The sequence below is a fragment of the Streptomyces sp. NPDC053755 genome (assembly GCF_040677675.1).
GTDB lineage: Bacteria > Actinomycetota > Actinomycetes > Streptomycetales > Streptomycetaceae > Streptomyces.
The window spans coordinates 15,957-37,515 of sequence record NZ_JBFASK010000044.1 but is presented as its reverse complement, the minus strand read 5'-3'; the positions used below and the strand labels follow the sequence as shown (position 1 = coordinate 37,515).

The 21,559-nt window shown below is 71.6% G+C and carries 18 protein-coding genes; 8 read left to right on the top strand and 10 right to left on the bottom strand.

Going from position 1 to position 21,559, the window contains the following annotated elements; genetic code table 11:
• Window positions 1–35: 35 nt before the first annotated feature.
• Both AB0K65_RS29010 and AB0K65_RS29005 read right to left on the bottom strand, forming a co-directional pair.
• Complete coding sequence (locus AB0K65_RS29010; RefSeq protein ID WP_365721656.1) at window positions 36–1,475, bottom strand: multicopper oxidase domain-containing protein; 1,440 nt, start codon at window positions 1,473–1,475, stop codon at window positions 36–38.
• A 507-nt stretch (window positions 1,476–1,982) separates the two neighbouring features.
• Window positions 1,983–2,525, bottom strand: coding sequence for an SRPBCC family protein (locus AB0K65_RS29005; protein WP_365721654.1), 543 nt, complete (start codon window positions 2,523–2,525; stop codon window positions 1,983–1,985).
• A 299-nt stretch (window positions 2,526–2,824) separates the two neighbouring features.
• Between AB0K65_RS29005 and AB0K65_RS29000 the strand changes: the two genes are divergently transcribed.
• The 5 genes from AB0K65_RS29000 to wrbA all read left to right on the top strand — a co-directional run bounded on the left by AB0K65_RS29000 (window position 2,825) and on the right by wrbA (window position 9,140).
• A complete protein-coding gene (locus AB0K65_RS29000) occupies window positions 2,825–4,444 on the top strand; it encodes a carboxylesterase family protein (protein ID WP_365721652.1) in 1,620 nt (539 codons plus the stop codon).
• Between the two features lie 48 nt (window positions 4,445–4,492).
• Window positions 4,493–6,349, top strand: a complete 1,857-nt coding sequence (gene asnB / locus AB0K65_RS28995; protein WP_365721650.1) for an asparagine synthase (glutamine-hydrolyzing) — start codon at window positions 4,493–4,495, stop codon at window positions 6,347–6,349.
• A gap of 130 nt (window positions 6,350–6,479) precedes the next feature.
• Window positions 6,480–7,409, top strand: coding sequence for an aquaporin (locus tag AB0K65_RS28990; protein ID WP_365721648.1), 930 nt, complete (start codon window positions 6,480–6,482; stop codon window positions 7,407–7,409).
• A gap of 125 nt (window positions 7,410–7,534) precedes the next feature.
• Window positions 7,535–8,392 carry an arylamine N-acetyltransferase gene (locus AB0K65_RS28985; protein WP_365721646.1) on the top strand — a complete coding sequence of 286 codons (858 nt, stop codon included), beginning with the start codon at window positions 7,535–7,537 and terminating at the stop codon, window positions 8,390–8,392.
• 130 nt (window positions 8,393–8,522) lie between these two features.
• A complete protein-coding gene (wrbA, locus tag AB0K65_RS28980) occupies window positions 8,523–9,140 on the top strand; it encodes an NAD(P)H:quinone oxidoreductase (RefSeq protein WP_365721644.1) in 618 nt (205 codons plus the stop codon).
• 123 nt (window positions 9,141–9,263) lie between these two features.
• Here the strand turns inward: wrbA and AB0K65_RS28975 are convergent, their stop codons facing one another.
• The 4 genes from AB0K65_RS28975 to AB0K65_RS28960 all read right to left on the bottom strand — a co-directional run bounded on the left by AB0K65_RS28975 (window position 9,264) and on the right by AB0K65_RS28960 (window position 12,873).
• Window positions 9,264–10,127 carry an AfsR/SARP family transcriptional regulator gene (locus AB0K65_RS28975; protein WP_365721642.1) on the bottom strand — a complete coding sequence of 288 codons (864 nt, stop codon included), beginning with the start codon at window positions 10,125–10,127 and terminating at the stop codon, window positions 9,264–9,266.
• 329 nt (window positions 10,128–10,456) lie between these two features.
• Window positions 10,457–11,107, bottom strand: coding sequence for a ScbR family autoregulator-binding transcription factor (locus AB0K65_RS28970; RefSeq protein ID WP_365721640.1), 651 nt, complete (start codon window positions 11,105–11,107; stop codon window positions 10,457–10,459).
• A gap of 182 nt (window positions 11,108–11,289) precedes the next feature.
• The gene (locus tag AB0K65_RS28965; RefSeq protein WP_365721638.1) at window positions 11,290–12,060 is read right to left on the bottom strand and encodes a glucose 1-dehydrogenase; all 771 of its coding nucleotides are present in this window, start codon (window positions 12,058–12,060) and stop codon (window positions 11,290–11,292) included.
• 117 nt (window positions 12,061–12,177) lie between these two features.
• The gene (locus tag AB0K65_RS28960; protein ID WP_365721636.1) at window positions 12,178–12,873 is read right to left on the bottom strand and encodes an HAD family phosphatase; all 696 of its coding nucleotides are present in this window, start codon (window positions 12,871–12,873) and stop codon (window positions 12,178–12,180) included.
• Between the two features lie 395 nt (window positions 12,874–13,268).
• On the opposite strand from AB0K65_RS28960, the gene AB0K65_RS28955 reads away from it, so the two are divergent.
• Window positions 13,269–14,222, top strand: coding sequence for a ScbA/BarX family gamma-butyrolactone biosynthesis protein (locus AB0K65_RS28955; protein WP_365721634.1), 954 nt, complete (start codon window positions 13,269–13,271; stop codon window positions 14,220–14,222).
• A gap of 20 nt (window positions 14,223–14,242) precedes the next feature.
• On the opposite strand, the gene AB0K65_RS28950 is transcribed toward AB0K65_RS28955, so the two are convergent.
• Window positions 14,243–14,710, bottom strand: a complete 468-nt coding sequence (locus AB0K65_RS28950; RefSeq protein ID WP_365721632.1) for an anthrone oxygenase family protein — start codon at window positions 14,708–14,710, stop codon at window positions 14,243–14,245.
• 47 nt (window positions 14,711–14,757) lie between these two features.
• The gene (locus AB0K65_RS28945; RefSeq protein ID WP_365721630.1) at window positions 14,758–16,335 is read right to left on the bottom strand and encodes a von Willebrand factor type A domain-containing protein; all 1,578 of its coding nucleotides are present in this window, start codon (window positions 16,333–16,335) and stop codon (window positions 14,758–14,760) included.
• A 217-nt stretch (window positions 16,336–16,552) separates the two neighbouring features.
• Here AB0K65_RS28945 and AB0K65_RS28940 point away from each other — a divergent pair, with 217 nt between their 5' ends.
• Window positions 16,553–17,263 carry a DNA-binding response regulator gene (locus tag AB0K65_RS28940; RefSeq protein WP_365721628.1) on the top strand — a complete coding sequence of 237 codons (711 nt, stop codon included), beginning with the start codon at window positions 16,553–16,555 and terminating at the stop codon, window positions 17,261–17,263.
• A 30-nt stretch (window positions 17,264–17,293) separates the two neighbouring features.
• On the opposite strand, the gene AB0K65_RS28935 is transcribed toward AB0K65_RS28940, so the two are convergent.
• Together AB0K65_RS28935 and AB0K65_RS28930 are read right to left on the bottom strand one after the other, a co-directional pair.
• Window positions 17,294–18,160: an ABC transporter permease gene (locus AB0K65_RS28935; protein ID WP_365721626.1), complete on the bottom strand. Its 867-nt coding sequence runs from the start codon at window positions 18,158–18,160 to the stop codon at window positions 17,294–17,296.
• Window positions 18,157–20,925, bottom strand: a complete 2,769-nt coding sequence (locus tag AB0K65_RS28930) for an alpha/beta fold hydrolase (RefSeq protein WP_365721624.1) — start codon at window positions 20,923–20,925, stop codon at window positions 18,157–18,159. The genes AB0K65_RS28935 and AB0K65_RS28930 overlap by 4 nt, the downstream gene beginning before the upstream one ends.
• 136 nt (window positions 20,926–21,061) lie before the next feature.
• On the opposite strand from AB0K65_RS28930, the gene AB0K65_RS28925 reads away from it, so the two are divergent.
• Window positions 21,062–21,487 carry a GNAT family N-acetyltransferase gene (locus tag AB0K65_RS28925; protein WP_365721622.1) on the top strand — a complete coding sequence of 142 codons (426 nt, stop codon included), beginning with the start codon at window positions 21,062–21,064 and terminating at the stop codon, window positions 21,485–21,487.
• The last annotated feature ends 72 nt before the right edge of the window (window positions 21,488–21,559 follow it).

Genomic DNA, 21,559 nt, shown 5'->3' with positions numbered 1-21,559 from the left:
TGAGGAGGCGTTTCGCGTTCCGGTTCGTGCTCCGTTCACACGATTTCCATCTGGGCCATCATTCCCATGGCCGCGTGGTCGAGCATGTGGCAGTGGTACAGATACTTTCCGCGATAGCTGTCGAAAGTCGCCTGGAACTTCACCGTCTCGCCTGGCATGACCCGGATCGTGTCCTTGAGTCCCGCCTCGGCCGGACCGGGCGGATTTCCGTTCCGCTCCAATACGCGGAACTGCACGAGGTGAATATGGAAGTTGTGCGGAATGGCCTGGTTGCTGTTGGTCACCGTCCAGATCTCCGAGCTGCCGAACGGGACGGTGTTGTCGATGCGGTCGTGGTCGTAGACCTTTCCGTCCATATAGCCCTGAGGCTGGGGACGCCCGTCCTCGTCCATGCTCATGACGACGGTCCGGTGGCCGGTGACGGCCGGCAGCGGGGGCAGCGTGCGCAGGGTGGCGGGGACGGAGCTGGCGTCCGTCGTGGTCTTCACCACGTCGAAGCGGAGCACCTTGCCCGTCAGCTCGGCGGGCCCGGGACCCTCGGTGTTCTCCAGGACCAGCCGGGTGCCGACGGGATAGCGGGAGAAGTCGATGACGACGTCGGCGCGCTCGCCCGGCGAGAGGGCGACGGCGTCGGTAGAGAAAGGTTTCTCCAGGAGGCCGCCGTCGGAGCCTATCTGGATGAACGGCGAGCCGTCCGCGAGCCGGAGCGTGAAGAACCGCAGGTTGGTGGAGTTGAGCAGCCGGAAGCGGTACTTCCGGGCGGTGACCTGGAAGTACGGCCACGCCTTGCCGTTGGCGATGATGGTGGAGCGACTGCGGAAGTCGTCCATCGTGTAGACGAGCTGCCCCTTGTCGTCGAAGTGGCCCTCGCGGAGCATGATCGGCACGTCGTACGGACCGGAGGGCAGCGGAAGCGCCTTCTCCTCGGCGTCCGTGAGCAGGTAGAACGCGGACAGGCCGCGGTAGACGTGCTCGGACTCCATGTGGTGGGCGTGGTCGTGCAGCCAGAGCGGCGCGTGCGCCTGCCGGTTGGGGTAGTGGTACGTGCGGACGCCGCCGGGCGCGATGGTCGCCATCGGGTCGCCGTCGTGCTCCGGGGCCACGTGACCGCCGTGCAGGTGGATCGAGGCCGGCATGGTCAGCTTGTTGTACTGGTTGATGACGACCGGGCGGCCGGACGTGGCCCGGATGAGCCCGGGGAAGCCGCCGTTGAAGGTGAAGACCTCGGTGAACTTGCCGGGCAGGATCTCCTTGCTGGTCCGCTTGATCGAGATGTTGTAGGTGTCCACGCCGTTGGCGGTGGAGCTGGGCGCGATGACCTGCGGCAGGGGCATCGGCTGGGTGAAGAACGCGACGGATGTCGAGCCGGCCGCGGAGGCCGGCGCGGAGCCGAGCAGCGGGGTCAGGGCTGCGCCGGTGGCCACCGTCCCGCCCGCGGCGAGAGCGGTACCGATGAACCGTCGTCTGGAAAGCATGGGGATTCCCCTCGTCATGGACGCGCGTCCGTCGCGCGCCCGTATCTCCGTGCTGTGGGCGTGGGGGGACGTGGGGGGGGCGTGGGGGTGTGGGGGTTCACGGCCCCGGCGGTGCGGGGCCGGTTCCTCGGCCGGCGCCGAGGCCCTCGGCCGGCGGTCACACGGGCCGGGGCTGCCGGCCCCGGTGGTCAGGCGGGGCCGGGACTTCCCGGCCCGCGGTCACACGGGTCGGGGCTGCCGGCCCCGGTGGTCAGGCGGGGCCGAGTTCTTGGCCCCCGGGCGGACGGGCCCGGGGGAACGCCCGCGGCCGGACGGGGCCGAGGGCGGGACACCGGTCGGACGGGACCGGTGGTTCGGGACACCGGTCGGACGGGACCGGAGGTTCGGGACACCGGTCGGACGGGACCGGTGGTTCGGGACGGCCCGGGCCGAGGGCCCGGGCGTGCGAGGGGCCGGCCCAGGCGGGCCGGCCCGTCACCGCGTCGTTTCCGGAAGGGAGCGGGAGCGTCAGTCCTTCTCGACGACGACCTTGATCCTGCCCAGCGTCTCGGTGACGTCCCGGGTCATCTTCTCGGTCCAGTCGGCGATGAACTTCCGCTTCTCGCTCTCGTCCATGTCCTTGGTGATCTCGTGGATTCCGGGCGACGCGTATCCCATACGGAATGTCTGGGTGAGCGTGGCGCCGTTCTCGTCGGGCTCGATGAGGAAGGACCAGGTGAGTTCCTGCGGAGCACCGGTCTTCGAGTGGATCTTCCAGCGGAACGCACGACCCGGAGTGGTCTCCACGACTTCCGACTTCGTGTGCCAGATTCCGCGGATGAGCGGCGCCCAGGACACGATGTCGTCGCTTCGGAAGTTCTCTCCCTCGAAGATCGAACCGACCTGACCCGGCTCCCCGGACAGCCACTTTCCGTCCTGGAGTTCCGAGCTCCACTCGGAATGCCGCTTCATGTCACTGACGATCGAGTAGATCTTGTCGGCGGTAGCCGCGATGTGAATGTCGGCACCCAGGTCGAAAAGGGGGCGCGAGTCCAGAATCGACGTTGTCATACCTCGATCCTGCCGACCCCGACGAGTGTGCTCAAAGCTTCGGGAGTGAATCCGTCAGGTCACCGTGACATCGGCAGGCGGCAGCGCTCCGACTGACCTGACTGAGTACGCCGACGCCGATTGGCCGAGGCAGGAGCGTACGGCACCCTCGCACCGTCGTCACTCTTCGACGTGCCGTCTTTCGGCATTCGCATACCCGAGGAGTTTTGTTTATGGACCGGTCGGGAGTTGGACATGAGCCGCCATACAGTCCGCGCAGACGTACGGTCGTCGCGGGCGCCGCAGCAATGGCGACCGCGATGACCGTGACGGGCGCCGCCACGGCCGGCACCGCGTCCGCCGCGCAGAGCACGGACGTCGTCACCCGGGTCGGCGGTGGGCTGATCAGGGGCGAGCGGTCCGGCGGCCTGTCCGTCTTCCGCGGTGTCCCCTACGCCGCTCCCCCGGTCGGCGCGCTGCGCTACCGCTCGCCGCGGCCGGTCGACCCGTGGAGCGGGGTGCGGGACGCGACCGCGTTCGCCCCCGTCTCGTACCAGTCGTACCTTCCGGGCTCCAGCGAGGACAGCCTGTACGCCAACGTCTGGACCCCCGACACCCGGGGTTCCCGGCCGGTCGTGGTCTACATCCACGGCGGCGGCTGGTTCCTGGGCGCGGGCAGCGAGCCCGACTACGACGGCGCCCGGCCCGCCGCTCGGGGCGACATGGTCGTGGTGACCTTCAACTACCGCCTGGGGGCGCTGGGCTGGGGCCTGCACCCCGACCTCGCGGACGCCCGCACCGGCGGCTGCTCCAACTGGGGCCTCCAGGACCAGGTGGCGCTGGTGCACTGGGTGCGGCGCAACGCGGCGGCCTTCGGCGGCGACCCGGACAACATCACCCTCGCCGGCACCTCCGCGGGCGGCTCCTCGACCTGGCAGCTCGCCCTTCTTCCGGAGCTGCGCGGCATCATCAAGCGGATCGTCCCGATCAGCGCCAAGCACGTCTGGGAGCCCGCCAGTTCGATGAGCCCGGAGGACTCCGTCCGGGTCTTCGAGCTGGTCGCCCGCAAGCTGGGCACCACCGTGCGGGGCCTGCGCGCGGTACCTGCCGAGCGGCTCAAGGACACCTGGGAGCAGATCTTCTCCGGCGACCCCACCGTGCGGGAGATATCCACCTGGCGCGAGTACCAGGGGCCCGTCGTCGACGGCCGGTGGATGCTCGGCCACGACTACGAGCTGCCCACCCCCGACCTGCCGACCCTGGCGATCTACGGCCGCACCGAGGGGACCTTCTTCACCACCGGCCCCGGCTACCCCTTCCCCGGCCCGCACCCCACCGACGACGAGAGCCTGCGGACGGCGATCCGGGCCATCCTCCACAAGGGCGCCGTCCACGTCGCCGACACCGAGGTCGACGCGGTCGTCTCCGCCTACCGCCGGGCCGCGTCCATCGACGGACTGCCCCAGGACCCGGTCTCGATCTGGGGAGCGATCTGGGGCGACAGCCTCTTCCGCTTCCAGATCACCCGGCTCGCCGAGCGCCAGGCCCGGGAGCGGCCCTCGGTGCCCAGCTATCTGATGGAGTTCGCCCACCCGGTGGCGCCGCCGCTGACCGGCACCCCGCACGAGGCCACCTCCAAGTTCCTCTTCGGCAGCTACGCCTCGGCGGTCAACGCCCCGGACTACGGCGACGGCCCGCTGGAGCGCCGGGTCTCGGACACCTTCATCGACCTGCTCTCCTCCTTCGCCCGCGGCGGGGCGCCGAGCAGCCCGCACGCGCCCGCCGTCCCGGTGTTCTCCCCGGACCGGCCCAGCACGCTGATCCTGGGCGGCGAGCGGGTCGCCGAGATCGGCGAGCGCTCCGCGCTGCGCCAGCTGGCCCACTGGGACACCGCGGGCTGGGTCCCGGTCCCTTCGCCGGCCCGCCCCGCCCGCACCTGACTCCGTACATCCCGCTCACCGTTTTTCGAGGAAAGGACCTGAGGCGCCATGTGCGGACTCACCGGCTGGGTCGCCTACGACCGCGACCTGACGCTCGGCGGCGACACCGCCGAGGCCATGACCCGGACCCTGGAGTGCCGGGGCCCGGACGACGGGGGCGTCTGGCTCTCCCGCCACGCCGCCCTGGGGCACCGCCGTCTCTCCATCATCGACCTGGAGAACGGCCGCCAGCCCATGCACGCCGTTCCCGGAGACGACAGCCGGCCCGTCCTCATCTACACCGGTGAGGTCTACAACTTCCGCGAGCTGAAGGAGGAACTCGCCGGCCTCGGTCACGAGTTCCGCACCTCCTCGGACACCGAGGTGGTGCTGCGCGCGTACCTGGAGTGGGGCGAGGAGTTCGCCGAGCGCCTCAACGGCATGTACGCGCTGGCCATCTGGGACCCGCGCACCGAGGAGCTCCTCCTGGTCCGCGACCGGATGGGCGTCAAGCCGCTCTACTACTACCCCACCGCCGACGGCGTCCTCTTCGGCTCCGAGCCCAAGGCGATCCTCGCCCACCCCGAGGCGGAGGCGGTGGTCGACGCCGAGGGTCTGGCGGAGATCTTCGCCATCATCAACACTCCCGGCCACGCCGTCTTCAAGGGCATGCACGAGGTCGTCCCCGGCACCGTCGTCCGCTTCTCCCGCACGGGCTCGACCACGCGTACGTACTGGACGCTCCAGGCCCGTCCCCACACCGACGACCTCGACGCCACCATCGCGAAGGTCCGCGAGCTGCTCGAGGACATCATCGAGCGGCAGCTGATCGCCGACGTGAAGGTCGGCACCCTGCTCTCCGGCGGTCTGGACTCCAGCGCGGTGACCGCGATCGCCGCCAAGGTGCTGCGCGACCAGGGCTCCGACGAGCGGATCACCGCCTTCTCGATCGACTTCAAGGACCACGGCAAGACCTTCCGCGACAACGGCATCTGGATGGACCCGGACACTCCCTACGCCGTCGACGTGGCCGAGCACTCCGGCGCCGACCACGTCATCGTCGAGCTGGAGAACACCGACATCCTCGACGAGGGCGTCCGGGCCGCGGTGCTGCGCGCCCAGGACCTGCCGGTGTCGACCGGCGACATGGAGCACTCCCTCTACCACCTGTGCAAGGCGCTCAAGAAGCGCGTCACGGTGGCGCTCTCGGGAGAGGCGGCCGACGAGATCTTCGGCGGTTACAACTGGTTCTTCGACGAGGAGGCCGTCAACGGCGACACGTTCCCCTGGTACGACGCCTGGCGGCGGCTCGGCGGCCTCGACACGATCAAGGAGATCGGCCTCTGGGACCGGCTCTCCCTGGAGGAGTACGTCAAGCGGCGGTACGCCGAGTCCCTGGAGGCGGTGCCGCGGCTGGCCGGCGACTCCCGGCACGAGGAGCGGATGAAGGAGCTGACCTGGCTCAACATCACGCACTGGGAGAAGTTCCTGCTGGACCGCAAGGACCGGATCTCGATGTCCACCAGCCTGGAGGTCCGCGTCCCGTTCACCGACCACCGGCTCGTCGAGTACGTCTACAACGTGCCGTGGGAGATGAAGAACTTCGACGGCCGGGAGAAGAGCCTGCTGCGCGCCGCGTCCGCGCACGTGCTGCCCCAGTCGGTGCTGGAGCGCAAGAAGAGCCCCTACCCCTCCACGCAGGACGTCGAGTACGTCACCGCTCTGCGCGCCAAGGTCGAGGAGCTGCTGGCGGACGGATCGCCGGTGCTGCGGCTGGTCCCGCGCGAGGGGATCCAGAAGCTCCTGGACAAGCCGCTGGAGGAGTACGCGGCGCTCGGTGGGCTCTGGGGAACCCGGGCGGTGATGGAGCGGCTGGTCGAGTTCAACGCCTGGGCGCTCGCCTACGAGGTCCGTATCGAGCTCTGACCTGCTCTTTCGCCCTGCTGCGGCGTCGTGCACGGCCTGCCGGCCGTGGGCGGCGCCGCGGACGCATGTGTACGCCCCGCACCACGCGCGCCACCCGTTCCAACCGCATCACAGCTGGGAGCTGGTCACCATGACCAACAGGAGCCGTCACCGCGCCGCCCGCCGGTCGATCCTCTCGCCTCGCGTCCGCACCGTCGTCCTGGAGTTCCTGATCACGGCGGGGATCCTCTTCCTCATCGTCACCACGGCCCGCTGGATCTTCGCTCCGGACGCGCCGCTCGGCTCCGTACTGCGAGGACGCGCGGCCTTCGTCGCGCTCGGCGTCTTCTTCGGCGTCGTCAACACGGTGATCATCCATTACTCGATGTCCCGCAGGACGGCGGGGCACATGAACCCGTCGGTGAGCATCGGGCTCTGGCTGCTGCGTGTCTTCCCCGGCCGGGACGTGCTGCCCTTCTGCGTCGCGCAGATGACCGGCGCCGTGGCCGGGGTCGGGCTCGCCCGGCTGGTGTGGGGAGCGGACGTGGGGGTGCCGCAGGTCGGCTGGGCGGCCGTCGCGCCGCAGCCCGACTGGGGGTTCTGGGGCGTCCTGACCGCCGAGACCGTGGCGCAGCTGATCTGTATGACGGCGGTGGCGGCGCTGCTGATCCGGCCGCGCTGGGAGTGGCTGATACCAGGAGTGGTGGGGCTGTGCATCACCGGCTTCATCATGATCCTCGGGCCGATGTCGGGCGGGTCGGTCAATCCGGCGCGGCAGTTCGGGCCCGCGCTGTGGGCGGGGAACTTCGGCTTCCTGACCGCCTATCTGATCGGCCCGGTGCTGGGCGCGGCGCTCGCGGCCGGGCTGGCGGCGGCGCTCAGGCCACCGCTCCTCCCCGCGGTGGTCGATCCCCCCGTCGTTCCCGCCGCTCCTCCCGCCCCTGCCACTCCTCCCGCCCCTCCCGCCATGGCCGTCGACCCTCTCGCCGTCGCCTGCACCACCGTCGGCGCCACCGAGGGGACGGTCTGCCCCGACACCATCCCTCCCGAGCTGCTGCGGGACGACCCGCACCGCATCTGACCGGGAGACCGCCCGGCCGCGCGGCCCGGAGACCGCGCGGCCGCGAGACCGAGAGGCGCGGGAGACCGCGTCCGACCCTGACCTCCCGGGCCATCCCGGGACATCCCGAGAAGACGGAGACAACCATGCTGGGAACGTACGGGCTGCCCGTGGCGGTGGAGACCGACCCGGAGTGGCAGAGCGAGCTGCTCGACCTCGACGCGTACCTCGCGCGGATCGGCTTCACCGGGCCGCGCACGCCCACCGCCGACACCTTGCACCGCGTCCAGCGCGGGCACATGGCCGCGATCGCGTTCGAGAACCTCGACATCGCGCTCGGCCGGCCGGTCTCGCTGGACCTCGACCGGGTCCAGGAGAAGCTGGTCCAGGCGGGGCGCGGGGGCTACTGCTACGAGAACAACCTCCTGCTCGCCGCGGCGCTCGACCGGCTCGGCTTCCCGGTCACGCGGCTCCTCGCCCGCATCCGGCAGGGCGAGACCCGGCGCCGCTTCCGTACGCACACGGTGCTGCTGGTCGGCGCCGACGAGCGGGTCTGGCTGGTCGACGCCGGATACGGCTACAGCAACCTGATGGAGGCGCTGCCGCTGGAGGACGGCGCGACCTCGACGGTGGGCGACTGGACCTGGCGGCTGGCCTCGGAGGGGCCGGACTGGGTGGTGAGCATCCCCCAGCCCCAGGGGTGGTTCGACATGTTCGGCTTCCGTCAGGAGCCGCAGTTCCGCATCGACTTCGAGGCCGCGCACTACATCTCCTCCACCCGGCCCGGCTCGCCCTTCGTCGGTCATCTCGTCGTCCAGAAGCAGGCGGAGAAGGAGCGCCGTTTGCTGCGGGACAGGGCGCTCGAGTTCCAGTACCCGGACGGGCGCGTCGAGCGGAGCGAGCTGAGCCCGGCGGAGACGGTGTCGGCGCTGGACGAGCTGTTCGGTATCCGTACGACCGGCGAGGACAAGGACCTCCTGCTGCGCTACCTCGCCGGAAAGTGACATCCGGGACCGGGACTTGACGGACTTTCCCCGGGCCCGTGGATCGTCGCCGTACCGTTCGGAGAAGGTCGCGAACGGGCCCTTCCGTCCAGCCGGTGCCCGTCACCCGAAGTCAAGGAGCAGGTCTGTCATGACCAACGTCGCAGTCATCTACTACTCGTCCACCGGCAACGTCCACGCCCTGGCCGTCGCCGCCGCGAGTGCCGCGGAGAAGGCCGGTGCGGAGGTACGGCTGCGCAAGGTGGCGGAGCTGGCCCCGCAGTCGGTGATCGAGACGAAGCAGGAGTGGGCCGACCACGTCGAGGCCACCCGTGACGTGGAGATCGCCTCGCCGGAGGACCTGGAGTGGGCCGACGTCGTGCTGATCGGCTCGCCGACCCGCTTCGGCCTGCCCGCCGCCCAGATCAAGCAGTTCATCGACACCACCGGTGGCCTGTGGGCGCAGGGCAAGCTCGTCAACAAGGTCGCCTCGGCGTTCACCTCGACCTCGACCGCGCACGGCGGCCAGGAGTCGACGCTGCTGGCGCTGAACAACACCTTCTACCACTGGGGCGCGGTCGTCGTGGCGCCCGGTTACGCCGACCCGGTGCAGTTCGCCCCCGCCAACGGAAATCCGTACGGCACGAGCAGCGTCTCGGCGAACGAGGCCAACAACGTGGTGGGCGAGAACCTGGCCGCGATCGAGTTCCAGACCCGTCGCTCCGTGGAGATCGCCGCCGCCCTGAAGAAGGGCTTCGCCGCCGTCTGACGGCCGCGCGCGCATACGGGAGGGGCGGGACGCTTCGTGCGTCCCGCCCCTCTTCGCGTGCCCCGCGGGCCCTGGCCGCCGGCCACCCGGAAGCGATCCGGGCGGAGGCCTTCCGGACACGACCTAGACGAACGATCCGGCCGGTACGAGACGGGGTCGGGCGGACGTCTGGCGGCCGAAGGCGGGGCGGGCGACGTCCCGTACGGTCAGGATCGAGCGCTGGAGCCTGCGCAGCCGCGCGGAGGGCTCCATGCCGGTCTCCTTCTTCAGTCCGTTGCGGAGCCGCTGGTACACCTCCAGCGCCTCGTCCTGGCGGCCGCAGCGCAGCAGCGCGACCATGAACTGGCCGTGCAGCGGCTCGTTGGTGCGGTACTGGGCGACGAGTTCGGCGAGGTCGGAGATCATCTCGAAGTGCCGGCCGAGCCGGAGCTGCGCCTCGACCCACTGGTCGAGCGCGCTCAGCCGGGAGGCCTCCAGACGCTCGATCTCCGTACGCAGGTGGGGACCGGCCGCGACCCCCGCGTACGGTTCCCCGCGCCAGAGGGCGAGGGCGTCTCCGAGGCGGCGCGCGGCGCGCTGGAGGTCGCCCGCCTCCATGGCGCGGTAGCCGGCGCCCGCCGCCCGTTCGAACTGCCAGGCGTCGTTGGAGCCGCCGCCGGTGTCGAGGCGGTAGCCGCCGGGCAGCGAGACGAGCACGGCCTCGGCGGTCCGCCGTTCCAGCCAGGCGGTGCCGGCTTCCGGTGGCTCGTTGCTGCGCAGGGCGGTCGTGATGAGTGCCCGCAGATCGAGGATATGAGACTGGAGTTCGACGCGCGCGCCGCGCGGCGCGCCGGACGGCCAGAGTTCCTCCATGAGCACGGTCACGGGCACGACCTGGTCGGCCTTGGCCGCCAGCAGTGCGAGCAGCTGCCTCGGTGCGGCAGCCGTCGGAGTGATCGACACCCCGTTCTCGCGTACTGACAGTCCCCCCAGGATCCGGACGTCCACTTTGCCCCCTCAGTGTCTGTGCGCGGCTAGGCCCTGCACGATTAGAAAAGAGACCGGGAGGCATGTCAATAAGAAACCGTGGGGTACGGAAACGCGGACCCGATATTCCGTCAAGTATGCCCGGATTTGTCGGCATGTGACGTCATCAAGATTCCGTGAATGAGACGAAGAAACGTACCCGCGCGTCCAAGATCTGGACTCACGGGTACGCTTTCCGTGGTTGATTTGTGACGACGTGAAGATGACGAGTTCGTGTCATCCTCAGAAAACCAGCGCGTAGGTATGGTTTGCTGGCACAGATACGCCACACACCCGCACGGTGGGTGACGCTAGCCCGCGGCGGCCTCGGCCGCCCGCAGCGCGCGTGCGCCCCGGCCCGGCTCCATGTCGAGCATCGCCAGGACGGCGGGCACGGCGATGCTGGGCAGCACGTGGCGGTAGAGCGCCGAGGCCCACCGGTCCATCACGGACCGGTCGCTCCCCAGCGCCTGGGTCATCAGGTTCAGGCCCGCGTAGGCGCCCACGACGAGCGGGGCGACCTCCTCCGGATCGGCGTGCGGCAGCAGTTCTCCGCGCTGCTTGGCCTCCTCGAGCACCCGCAGGTTCAGATCGGTCCACTCCCGGTAGGGGCCGCCGCGGTTGAGCTCGTGGCCGCCCTGGTCGAGCGTGAGGCGCACACTGCCGCGCAACAGGCCGTCATGGGTGAGCCGGTGGGCGAACACCATGCCGATGTCGACGAACTCCTGCAGCTTGGACACCTGGGGCATGGGCATCGGAGCCGCCGACACCTGGGCGTCGATGACGGCGTGAGCGAGGTCTTCCTTGGAGTCGAAGTGGAAGTACAGCGCACCCTTGGTGACCTGGGCGAGCTGGAGGATGTCGGAGAGCTTCGCGGCCTCGTAACCACGCTCGTCGAAGACGGTGGCGGCCGCTTCCAAGATCGCCTGGCGCGTCCGAATCGCGCGATCCTGCTTCGCCATCGGGGTTCACGTCCCTCTCATAGCCCGGAGCCCCTCGGGGCGCTCGCGCTCGCTCCGTGCCTGCACGCACTTCACAGTTGAAAACAGCAAGTATGGACGGATACGTGCAGGGGGCACAAGCCGTCCCGGGCGGGCCGTCCGGCCGCGGGCGGAACCCGTCCGAGCACGGGTCGGCATCACGGTCACACCATCGTGAAGCCGCCGTCCACCGGCATGGTGACACCGGTGACGAACGACGCTCGGTCACTGCAGAGCCACGCCGCCGCCTCGGCGATCTCCTCGGGCCCGGCGGTGCGTGCCTGGGGCGTGGCGGCGTGCAGGGCCGCCTCGACGCCCGGCACGGCGTCGAACCACGCGCTCACCACCTCGGTCCGCGTCGTCCCGGGAGCCACCGCGTTGACACGGATGCCCTGGGCCGCGTACTCGGCCGCGGCCGCCTTGGTCAGCCCGACGACGGCGTGCTTGGCGGCGACGTAGGGGGCGGCGACCGGAGTGGCGAGCAGACCGCCGACGCTGCTGTTGTTGACGATCGCGCCGCCGCCGGTGGGCAGCATGGCCGCTATCTCGTCCCGCAGGCAGTTCCAGGTCCCGCGCACGTTGACGTCCATGATGCTGTCGTAGAGGTCGTCGTCCATCTCGTGCAGGGGCTCGCGCGGGGTGCCCCAGCCGGCGTTGTTGAAGGCCAGGTCCAGCCGCCCGTAGGTGCGCACGGCGTGCGCGACGGCGGCCCGGGTGTCCTCGCGGCGGGTGATGTCCGCGACCACGTACTCGGCCTCGGCGCCCTCGTCGCGCAGCGCGGCCACCAGGGTCTTGAGTCGGTCCTCGCGGCGGGCGGCGAGCACGACCCGGGCGCCCTCACGGGCGAAGACCCGGGCGGCGGCCGCTCCGATTCCGCTGCTCGCTCCGGTGATCAGAGCGACTTTGTCGGTCAGCAGGCGATGGTCTGCGGTCATGGGACGGTGGTCTCCCTCGGCAGGTGGAGGGGAGGCGGCTGCCGGCGGGGCGCCGGACCCGCCGTCGGCAGGACGCCGATCCTCCAGGGGGCTTCGTGTACATACGCCACGGAGGCCTCAGTGGTTCCAGAGGCGGCCGGCGGCGGCCTCGTCGTCGAGGGTCCGCAGCAAGGGCTCGTCGATCTCGTCGAGCGAGCGCACCAGGTGCCGGACGCCCGCCGCGCGCATCAGTTCGCCCTGGAAACCGTGCGCGAAGTCGCTGGGGTGGCCGATGAAGGGGACACCCAGCTCCCTGGCGGTCTCCGCGACGCGCGCGACGTCGTCGATGAACAGGGCCTGGTCGTGGCGGAGTCCGAAGACCTCCGTCGTGATCTCGTGCAGCCCGGGCCGGAAGTCGTTGGTGCAGACGTAGCCGGGGCCGTCGAAGAGGTGCGCCCACTCGCCCAGGTGCCGGTCGAAGTGGCTCTTGTCGAGTCCGCCGTAGCAGACCGTCAGGAGCCCCGCGCCGCGCAGCCGCAGCAGCAGGCCGACGGCTCCGTCGAGCAGCCGCAACGGGTGCGCCGCCAGGTGGTCGGCGCGCTCCTCGAAGTAGGCGGCCAGCACCGCCTCGGGACTCGCGTCGAGTCCGGCGGCGGCGCCGAGGGCCTTGGCCGCGGTGAGCTGGGGCTGGGAGAAGATCTCCCGCTCCACCTCGGCGTCGTAACGCCCCCCGCGGCTGGTGACGAAGTGGTGGATGACCGGGCTGAAGGTGTCGTTCAGCAGGACGCCGTCGATGTTGACGGCGGCAAGGCGTATCTGACGCAGAGGTTCCACGGTGGTCTCCCAGGGACAGCCGATCGGCGAGCCGGTCTTACCGGGGCGAATCGCTCGGATCGTGACGCACCCACTCGAACCGGTGTCTCGGAGGCCCGAGAAACAAACCTGGCGGTACAGATTTCCGGCAGCCTGGAAGATACCCGAAGCAACCTCCTTCGTGAACCCTGGGGTCTCACGAGGCGGACACCCGCCGCCCTGACAGGCGGCGTTGACGCCTGACGTCCTCCCCGGCGCGCTCCACGGACGCCCCGCGAATTCCATACCGGTCGTGCACCGACCTGACAGAACCGTACCCACATGGTTGCCAAACCGACCCACGAGTTCGTAACTTCCGCCTGCTGATCGCCCGAATCTTCTTAATAGGCCCCTAATCGAGGGATCTCATGCTGCAGATGCCCGCTGCGACCGACATCGTGGACCCCGAAGCCATGCCCCGGCTCACCACGACGGCTCCCCGTGAGTACGTCCACCGGGCCGCGCTCGCGGAGGTGTTCCTGGCCGCCGACTGGTCCCGCTCGGACGAGGCGCACTTCACCCTGAGCGCCCAGTGGCCGCGCGCCCACTCCTTCTTCGGCCCCCTCGGCGGAACGCACTACGACCCGATGATGGCCGCGGAGACGATCCGCCAGGTCGGTGCCCTGCTCGCCCACGTCGGCTTCGGCGTGCCGATCGGCCACCAGTTCCTCATGTGGGAGCTCAACTACCGTGTCGTGCCCGGCATGATGGCCGTCGGCGGCGCGCCCGCCGACCTGCGCCTCGACGTGACCTGCTCGGACATCCGCCGCCGCGCCGGACGCCTGACCGGGCTCGCCTACGAGGTCGTGATCAGCGAGAACGGCCGCACCCTCGCCACCGGCAACGCCCGCTACACCTGCACCAGCCCCGAGGTCTACCGCCGGCTGCGCGCCGACCGCATCGACGCGACGCTCGACGCGTCCGTGCCGCCCACCCCGCCCGTGGAGCCGCGCGTGGTCGGCCGCCGCGACGCCTTCGACGTGGTGCTCACCCCTGCCGACCGCCCCGAGCGGTGGCGGCTGCGCGTCGACACCCGCCACCCGGTCCTCTTCGACCACCCGGGCGACCACATACCCGGCATGGTCCTGCTGGAGGCGGCCCGCCAGGCGGTGCACTCGCTCGCCCCCGAGGGCCAGGTCGTGATGCCGATGGCGATGGACTCCACCTTCCACCGGTACGCGGAGTTCGGCAGCCCCTGCTGGATCGAGACCGAGCCGGCCGTGGACTACCCCGGCACCAGCGAACGTCTGCTCCGGGTCGTCGGGCGCCAGGACGACGCGGTCCTCTTCACGGCGATCACCTCGGTCGCGAACCTGCCCGCGCACTCCTGACCCGCCGGAAGGCACGGCGGTCAGCCGGCCGCCGCGGCGGTCAGCAGCCCGAACGCCGCGGTGACCAGGGCCGTACGGATCAGATGGAAGCCGTTCCACCGCTTCTCGAAGGTCGCCCGCACGGCAGCCGGGCTCTCGCCGGTGCTCTCCGATGCGGCCAGCGCCGTGTTGAGCGGGACGTTGCCGCCGATCGTGACCAGGTGGTTGAGCACGGCGCACACCGCCCCGGCGAGGACCAGCCACTTCTGGGTCTCCGTGCGCCCGTCGACGGGGACGAGGAGGGCCGCGACGGGCAAGGCCGCGACCCCCAGGAACACGACGAGGAACAGAGGCCGGGGAACGTACTCGTTGATCCGTCGCATGGCGTCCACGAAGGCGGCGTCGTCGAGCCGCGCCAGGGCCGGCATGATCCCCGTACGGAAGATCAGCATGAAACCGGCGTAGAGACCGGTGGCGGCGACGGCGAGGGCGAGCAGCAGGGTGGCCATGGGCTCCATCATGGGGGTGCCCACGGCCGGTCCGCAGCCCCTGTGGATCAACCGCCGTACGGATCCCCGGACTCCGGTCGCGCCCCGCCGTCGGGGCCCCTGAGGCGGTCCGCCTGCCGGATCGACTCCGTCAGCTCCCGGACCACCGCGGAGTCCCCCCGCTCGGCGATCGCGCCCGCGTAGGCCGCGAGCCGGGAGAGCGGCGGCGCGCCCGGCAGATCGCCGCCGCGCAGCGCGTCGGCGAAGTACGCCGCCACGGCCGTCAGTTGCAGGCTGTCGTGCCCCGACGCCCAGACGGACGAGGTGAGCGCGTCCGTCGCCACCGACCCGGACCGCTCGCGCGGGGCGCGGGACGCCGGGTCGAGCCAGCGGACCGTCGCCGTCGCCAGCCGGCCCGTCCGGCCGGGCCGGGTCCTGACCGCGTACAGCGCCGTGACGGTGTGCCCCGCGCCCACCTCGCCGCCGTCGACCCGGTCGTCGCGGAAGTCCTCGTCGGCGACCTCCCGGTTCTCGTACCCGATCAGCCGGAAGCTCTCCACCGTCGTCGGGTCGAAGGCGACCTGCGCCTTGGCGTCCCGCGCGCGCAGCTCGACGTGGGCGGGCAGCTGCTCCACGAAGACCTTGCGGGCCTGGGCGCGGGTGGAGACGTACGTCGTGTGGCCGTCGCCCTTGTCGGCGAGCTGCTCCATGAACGCGTCGCCGTAGTCGCTGCCGACGCCGACCCCGAAGAGCGTGATCCCGTACTCCCGGCGCTCCTCGTCGACCCGGTTCAGGATCGACCGCGCCTCTGTGTCGCCGGAGTTGGCGAGGGCGTCGGAGAGCAGCACCACCCGGTTGACGGCGCCCTCGCGGCGGCCCGCGACGGCGACGTCGTACCCGGTGCGCACACCGGCCTCGACGTTGGTGGAGGACGAGGTGGCGAGCTCGGCCACGGCGCTCTTGATCCGCTGCCGGTTCCCACCCACCCGCGTCATGCCCAGCCGGGTCTCCGCGCGGTCGCTGAAGGTGACCAGCGCGACCGAGTCGTCGTCGCGCAGCTCGCCGGCGAGCAGACCGAGGGACTCCTTCACGAGGTCCAGCCGGCCCGGCTCCGCCATCGAGCCGGAGATGTCCACGACGAAGGTGAGGGCGGCGGGCGGGCGTTCGCCCTTGCGGTCGGCCGCCCGGGTGGCGAGACCGACCCGGACGAGCGACCACCCCTCCGCGCCGGTCCGCGCCCCGTCGACCGTCACGCCGAACCCGTCGTCCTTCGGCCGGGGGTAGTCGGGCCGGAAGCTGTTGACGAACTCCTCGGGCCGTACGGTCGCCGGGTCCGGCAGCCGGCCTTCGGACAGGGTGCGGCGGGCGTATCCGTACGAGGCGGTGTCCACGTCCAGCGCGAAGGTGGACAGCCAGTCGGGGGCGGGCGGCCGCGACCGCTGCTCGCCCTCGGCCGCCCCCGCCTCCGGTGCGGCGGGCGCGCCGGGCGCGGCCGGCGAGGGCCGTGCGTCCGGAGCGGCCGGCGCCCGCTCGCCCGCGGCCCTGTCGGCGGCCGTCCCGTCCGAGCCGGACCCGCCCGCGCACCCGGTCGCCCACAGTCCGGCGGCCAGGATCCCCGCGGTGATCCGCATCCGTCGTCGGTGCATCTCATCTCCCCCTTGTGTCTCGGCACTTGTGTATGGGACGTCCGAGAGGGCCGGGAAGAGCAGTCGAGGGGGTTGCGGATGGATCTCGATGCGGCAACGGCGAAGGGGTGAGGATGCCTATGGCATGGAGTCGCCATCCTTTTCAACAGGGGTTGTCACCGTGTGCAGTCGCGTGCGTACATGGAGTGGCACACCGATCGGGCGGGGGTGGTGAGCGGTGTCAGAGACAGCGGGCTCCTTGATGCTCGCCCGGACGGCGATGAGCCGGGCAGCATCCGAGGCGCAGCGGCCGCCGGGGCGCCCGGTGCGCGGGACGCGCCGGATCAGCGCCGCGCTGGCCGGCCTCGCCGCCTCGGCGCGGCACGAGCTGTTGACCTTCGACGACCCCGCCGCTTCCGCGGGCCGAGCGATCCCCGAGCCGTTCCTGGAGTTGGCGGGAGCGTGCATGCGGGCCGCGGCGGAGCAGGCTCGCGAGGTCAGACGGATCGTGCCGCGCCACGCCCTCGCCCACGTGGCGGGCATGGTCGACACGCCCGGTCAGGCCCGGCTGACGGACGCGATCCCCTTCAAGATGATCGTCGTCGACCGCACGGTCGCGGCTGTCCCTCTCGATCTGGAGCTGCTCCACAACGGCCTGCTCCTGATCCGCGACCCGGTCGTCGTCCAGGCCCTCGTGCGCGCCCATCACCTCAGTTGGGACGCGGGCGAGGAGCTGGTCGGCGCGACCGCCCCCTCGCGTGAGCTGACCCCGCAGCTCCGCCCGGTCCTGGAGGCGCTCCTCTCCGGCCTCACGGACGAGGCCGCCGCCGCCCGCCTCGGCATGTCGCCGCGCACGTACAGCCGCCGGGTGGGCGAGCTGATGCACGCCCTGGGTACGACGAGCCGCTTCCGCGCGGGAGCGGAAGCGGCTCGAAGGGGGTGGCTGTGACCCGTCTGCGCGACCCCGGCGCACCTGTCGCTAGGACACGATGTCCTTGCGTGAGAAGCCCCGGAAGGCAAGGGCGAAGAGGATCAGCGCGTAGGTCACCGAGACCGCCGCCCCCTTCGCCATCCCGGCCCACTCCAGCTGGGGCTGCAGGGCGTCCGCCCAGGCGAACTGCCAGTGCGCCGGGAGGAAGTCGCGCCAGGATCCGAGCGCCGTCACCGCGTCCAGGACGTTGCCGACGATCGTCAGACCGACCGCGCCGCCGACCGCTCCCAGCGGTGCGTCGGTGCGCGTGGAGAGCCAGAACGCCAGACCCGCCGTGACCAGTTGGGAGACGAAGATGAAGGCGACGGCGAGCGCGAGCCGGGGCAGGGTCTCCGCGGCCGGCAGCGAGCCGCCGGTGGGCAGACGCAGGGGCCCCCAGCCGTAGGCGACCGTGCCCGCGGTCAGGGCGACGAGCGGCAGCAGGACCATCGCGGCCGCGCTGAAGCCCAGGGCCACCGCCAGCTTGGACCACAGCAGCCGGGCCCGGGGCACGGGCGCGGCGAGGAGGTAGCGCAGCGAGGACCAGCCGGCCTCGGAGGCCACCGTGTCCCCGCAGAAGAGCGCGACGGGAATGACGAGGAGGAAGCCCGCCGAGACGAAGAGACAGGTCGCCGCGAAGTTCGCGGCGGACGCCGTCGCCGTGTCCATCAGCGTGATGCGGCCGTTCTCGCTGCCGTCCGGGGTGCCGCCGATCGCGAAGGCGATGATCAGCACGAACGGCAGGGCGGCGAGTACCGCGCCCATGACGAGGGTGCGGCGCCGCTTCAGCTGCCGTACGGCCTCGACGCGCAGCGGCAGGGTGCGGCGCGCCCGGTAGCCGGGAGCGGTCTCCACCAGTTCCGCGGTCCCGCTCATGCGGATCCTCCTCCGATCAGGGTGAGGAACGCGTCCTCGAGGCGCCGGTGCGGTCCCACACCGGTCACGGGCACGTCGAGCCGGACGAGTTCGCCGATCAGCTCGGTGGCGGTGGCACCGTCGAGCCGGACGAGGAGCCCGTCGTCGGCCCGGACCACGGAGTCGATCCCGGGCAGCGCGGCGATCTTGTCGACCAGCGGCGCGTCGACGGGCCCACCGAGGCTCACGAGGAGCGTGTCACCGGCGCCGATGATCTCGGCGACCGGTCCCGCCTGGACCAGCCTGCCCCGGTCCATGACCACGAGATGGGTGCAGGACTGCTCGACCTCCGACAGGAGGTGGCTGGAGACGATGACGGTCCGGCCGCCGGCCGCGTACCGGATCATCACGTCCCGCATCTCGCGGATCTGCGGCGGGTCGAGTCCGTTCGTCGGCTCGTCCAGGATCAGCAGATCCGGCAGCCCGAGCATGGCCTGGGCGATGGCGAGCCGCTGTCGCATGCCCTGCGAGTACGTCCGGACGGAGCGGGAGAGCGCGTCGCCGAGGCCGGCGATCCGCAGCGCCTCCTCGGTGTGCGCGTCCTCGGCGGGGCGGCCGGTGGCCTTCCAGTAGAGGTCCAGGTTGTCCCGGCCGGACAGGTGCGGCAGGAAGCCCGCGCCCTCCACGAAGGCGCCGACCCTCGAGAGGACCGGGGCGCCGGGGCTGATGGCCTGCCCGAAGACCCGGATCTCGCCGTCGTCGGGCGTGATGAGGCCCATGAGCATGCGCAGCGTGGTGGTCTTGCCGGCGCCGTTGGGCCCGAGGAGTCCGAGGACCTGGCCCTGCTCGACCCGGAAGGACAGGTCCCGTACGGCGTACCGGTCGGAGGACTTGGCGTACTTCTTCGTCAGTCCGGTGATCTGGAGCGGTACGGCGGCCGACGCGGGCTCAGGGGCGGCGGCCGTGGTGCGACGACGGGCGCCGCCCTTGCCGAACGCCAGGGGGGAGGTGAGCAGCAGGGCCGCGGCCACCGCGAGTCCGATGAGCGGAAGGCCCCAGACCCACCAGGGCGTTCCGGCCGCCTGGGTGGCGACGGCGGGCGCGGTCGGCACGGTCAGTCCGCTCTCGACCGCGACCGTGTACGTGGCGGGGGCGGCCGGGGAGGCGTAGCCGAGGTCGGTGGCGGCGAGCACGAGCCGCAGCCGGTGGCCGGCCTCCACCTCGTGGTCGATCGCGGGAAGGGTCAGCGTGACGCTCCTGCCCTGGCGGGCGTCGTCCACCCGGACGGGGGCGACGAGCTGGGCCGGCAGCACCTGCCGGCGTCCGTCGGGCCCGACGTCGTACACCTTGCCGAAGAGGACGGCGGAGCCGTCGGCGCTGTCGGAGGCGACCTTCACGCGGACGGTGGGCGATCCGGTGATCCGCAGGGGTGTGGAGCGCGGCGGCGCGTCGAAGGCGGCGAACTGGCCGGGGAAGTCGAGGGAGAGACCGACGCCGAGCGAGGACAGCTGGGACAGGCCGCCGCCGATCCCAGGGACGGCGGAGATGGCGGGCGGGTTGGCTCCCGCCGGGTTGCGGAAGGTCCGCGGCCCGTCGCCGTCGAGCGGCAGGGAGGCGGCGCCGGCCGAGAGCCCCGGATAGGCGGCGGCGGTCGCACCGCGCAGCAGCGCCCGGCCGTCGGTGGAGTCGACCCCGCCGGTGCGGCTGACGCGGAAGGCGGGGCCGGTGTCGGCGCCCTCGTCGCCCTTGAGATGGCGGTCGAACCAGCCGGCGACCCGTGCCTCGACGCGGTCCGCCTCGCGGTTGCCGCCGTCGTGGCCGCCTGCGATCCAGTCGACGGCCACGGGGGCGCCGTTGGCGGCGATCGTCTTCGCCATGGCGTCGGCGTGGGAGAGCGGGAAGAGCGAGTCGGACTGGCCCTGCACGATCAGGGCGGGCACCTTGATGCGGTCGCCGACGGCCGACGGGCTGCGGGCTTCGAGGAGGGCGCGGGCGGCGGCGTCGGGCTTCCCTGCGACGGCGACGCGTTCGTAGAGGGCGCAGACTTCGGGGGTGAAGCGCCCGCAGGCGGAGGGCCCGGCGGCCGCGGCGCGGGGGCCGGGCCGGGAGCCTGCCGGCTGCCCGCCCTGCCGGTCGTCCTGGTCCTCGCCCTGCCGCGGGCCGCCCGGCTGGAGGCCGCCCGGCTGATTGCCCGACGAGAAGAAGATCCCCGCCCAGAGCTTCTTGAAGACCCCTTCCGGGAAGAGCGCGTCGGCCAGGTTCCAGTAGGTGATCTGCGGGGCGATCGCGTCGACCCGCGGGTCGTGTCCGGCGGCGAGGAGGGCGATCGCGCCGCCGTAGGAGGCGCCGGTGACCCCGACGCGTGGGTCGCCGTCCTTGTCGAGCCGTACCTCGGGCCGCTTCGCGAGCCAGTCGACGAGCCCCCGGACGTCCTGGACCTCGTGGTCGGGGTCGTTGAGGCCGATCTGCCCGGTGGAGGCCCCGAATCCGCGCGCGGACCAGGTGAGGACGGCGTATCCCTCGCGGGCGAGCTTCTCGGCCTGGGACCGGACGTCGTCCTTGGACCCGCCGAAGCCGTGCCCGAGCAGGACCGCCGGCCGGCGTTCCGAGGCGGGTCCGGCGGTGAAGTAGGAGGTGTCGATGCGTGCCCCGGGCACGTCGAGCATCTGGTCCGCGCGGCCCACGGGCGGGGGTTCGCCGGTGGCGACGGCCGTCCATGTGCCGGCGCCCGCGAGCAGGGCGAGGGCCGCGGTGACCGCGGCCCACCGGGGAAGTCGGAGCTTCATGCTGGTGAGCCTAGGCGGGTCCGCTGGGCGGCTCGGCTGCCCGCAGGCGGAATTCGGCGGCCTCCTCGAGTCGTACGCAGTACGGTCGCCGTACACCAGACGCGGTACGCGCGCCGTGGACCCGAAGGGGCCGTGCATGGAGATCCGGCAGGCGACGACGGTGGCCGAGCTGCTGGCGGCGGAGCACCTCTACGACGGCCCGCCGCGGCCGGAATGGGCTGAGCGCTTCCTGGCCGCGCCCGGGCACCTGATGCTGATCGCGTACGCGGAGGACGGGTTTCCCGCGGGTCTGGTCTCCGGGATCGAGATGCTGCACCCGGACAAGGGGACGGAGATGTGTCTGTACGAGCTGTCGGTTGACGAGCGGTACCGGCGGCGTGGGATCGGCGGGGCGCTGACGCGGGCGCTGGTGGCGGTGGCGCGGGAGCGGGGCTGTTACGACGCCTGGGTCGGGGTCGACACGGACAACGACCCGGCGCTGGCGACGTACCGGTCGACGGGCGCGGCGGACGACGGCGTGTTCGCCATGTTGACGTGGGAGTTCGCACCGAAGGACCACTGACGGGCTCTTGTGCGGCACATGACAACACGAGACCCTGTGGGACGCCTTCGCGTCACGCGCACCCCTACCCCG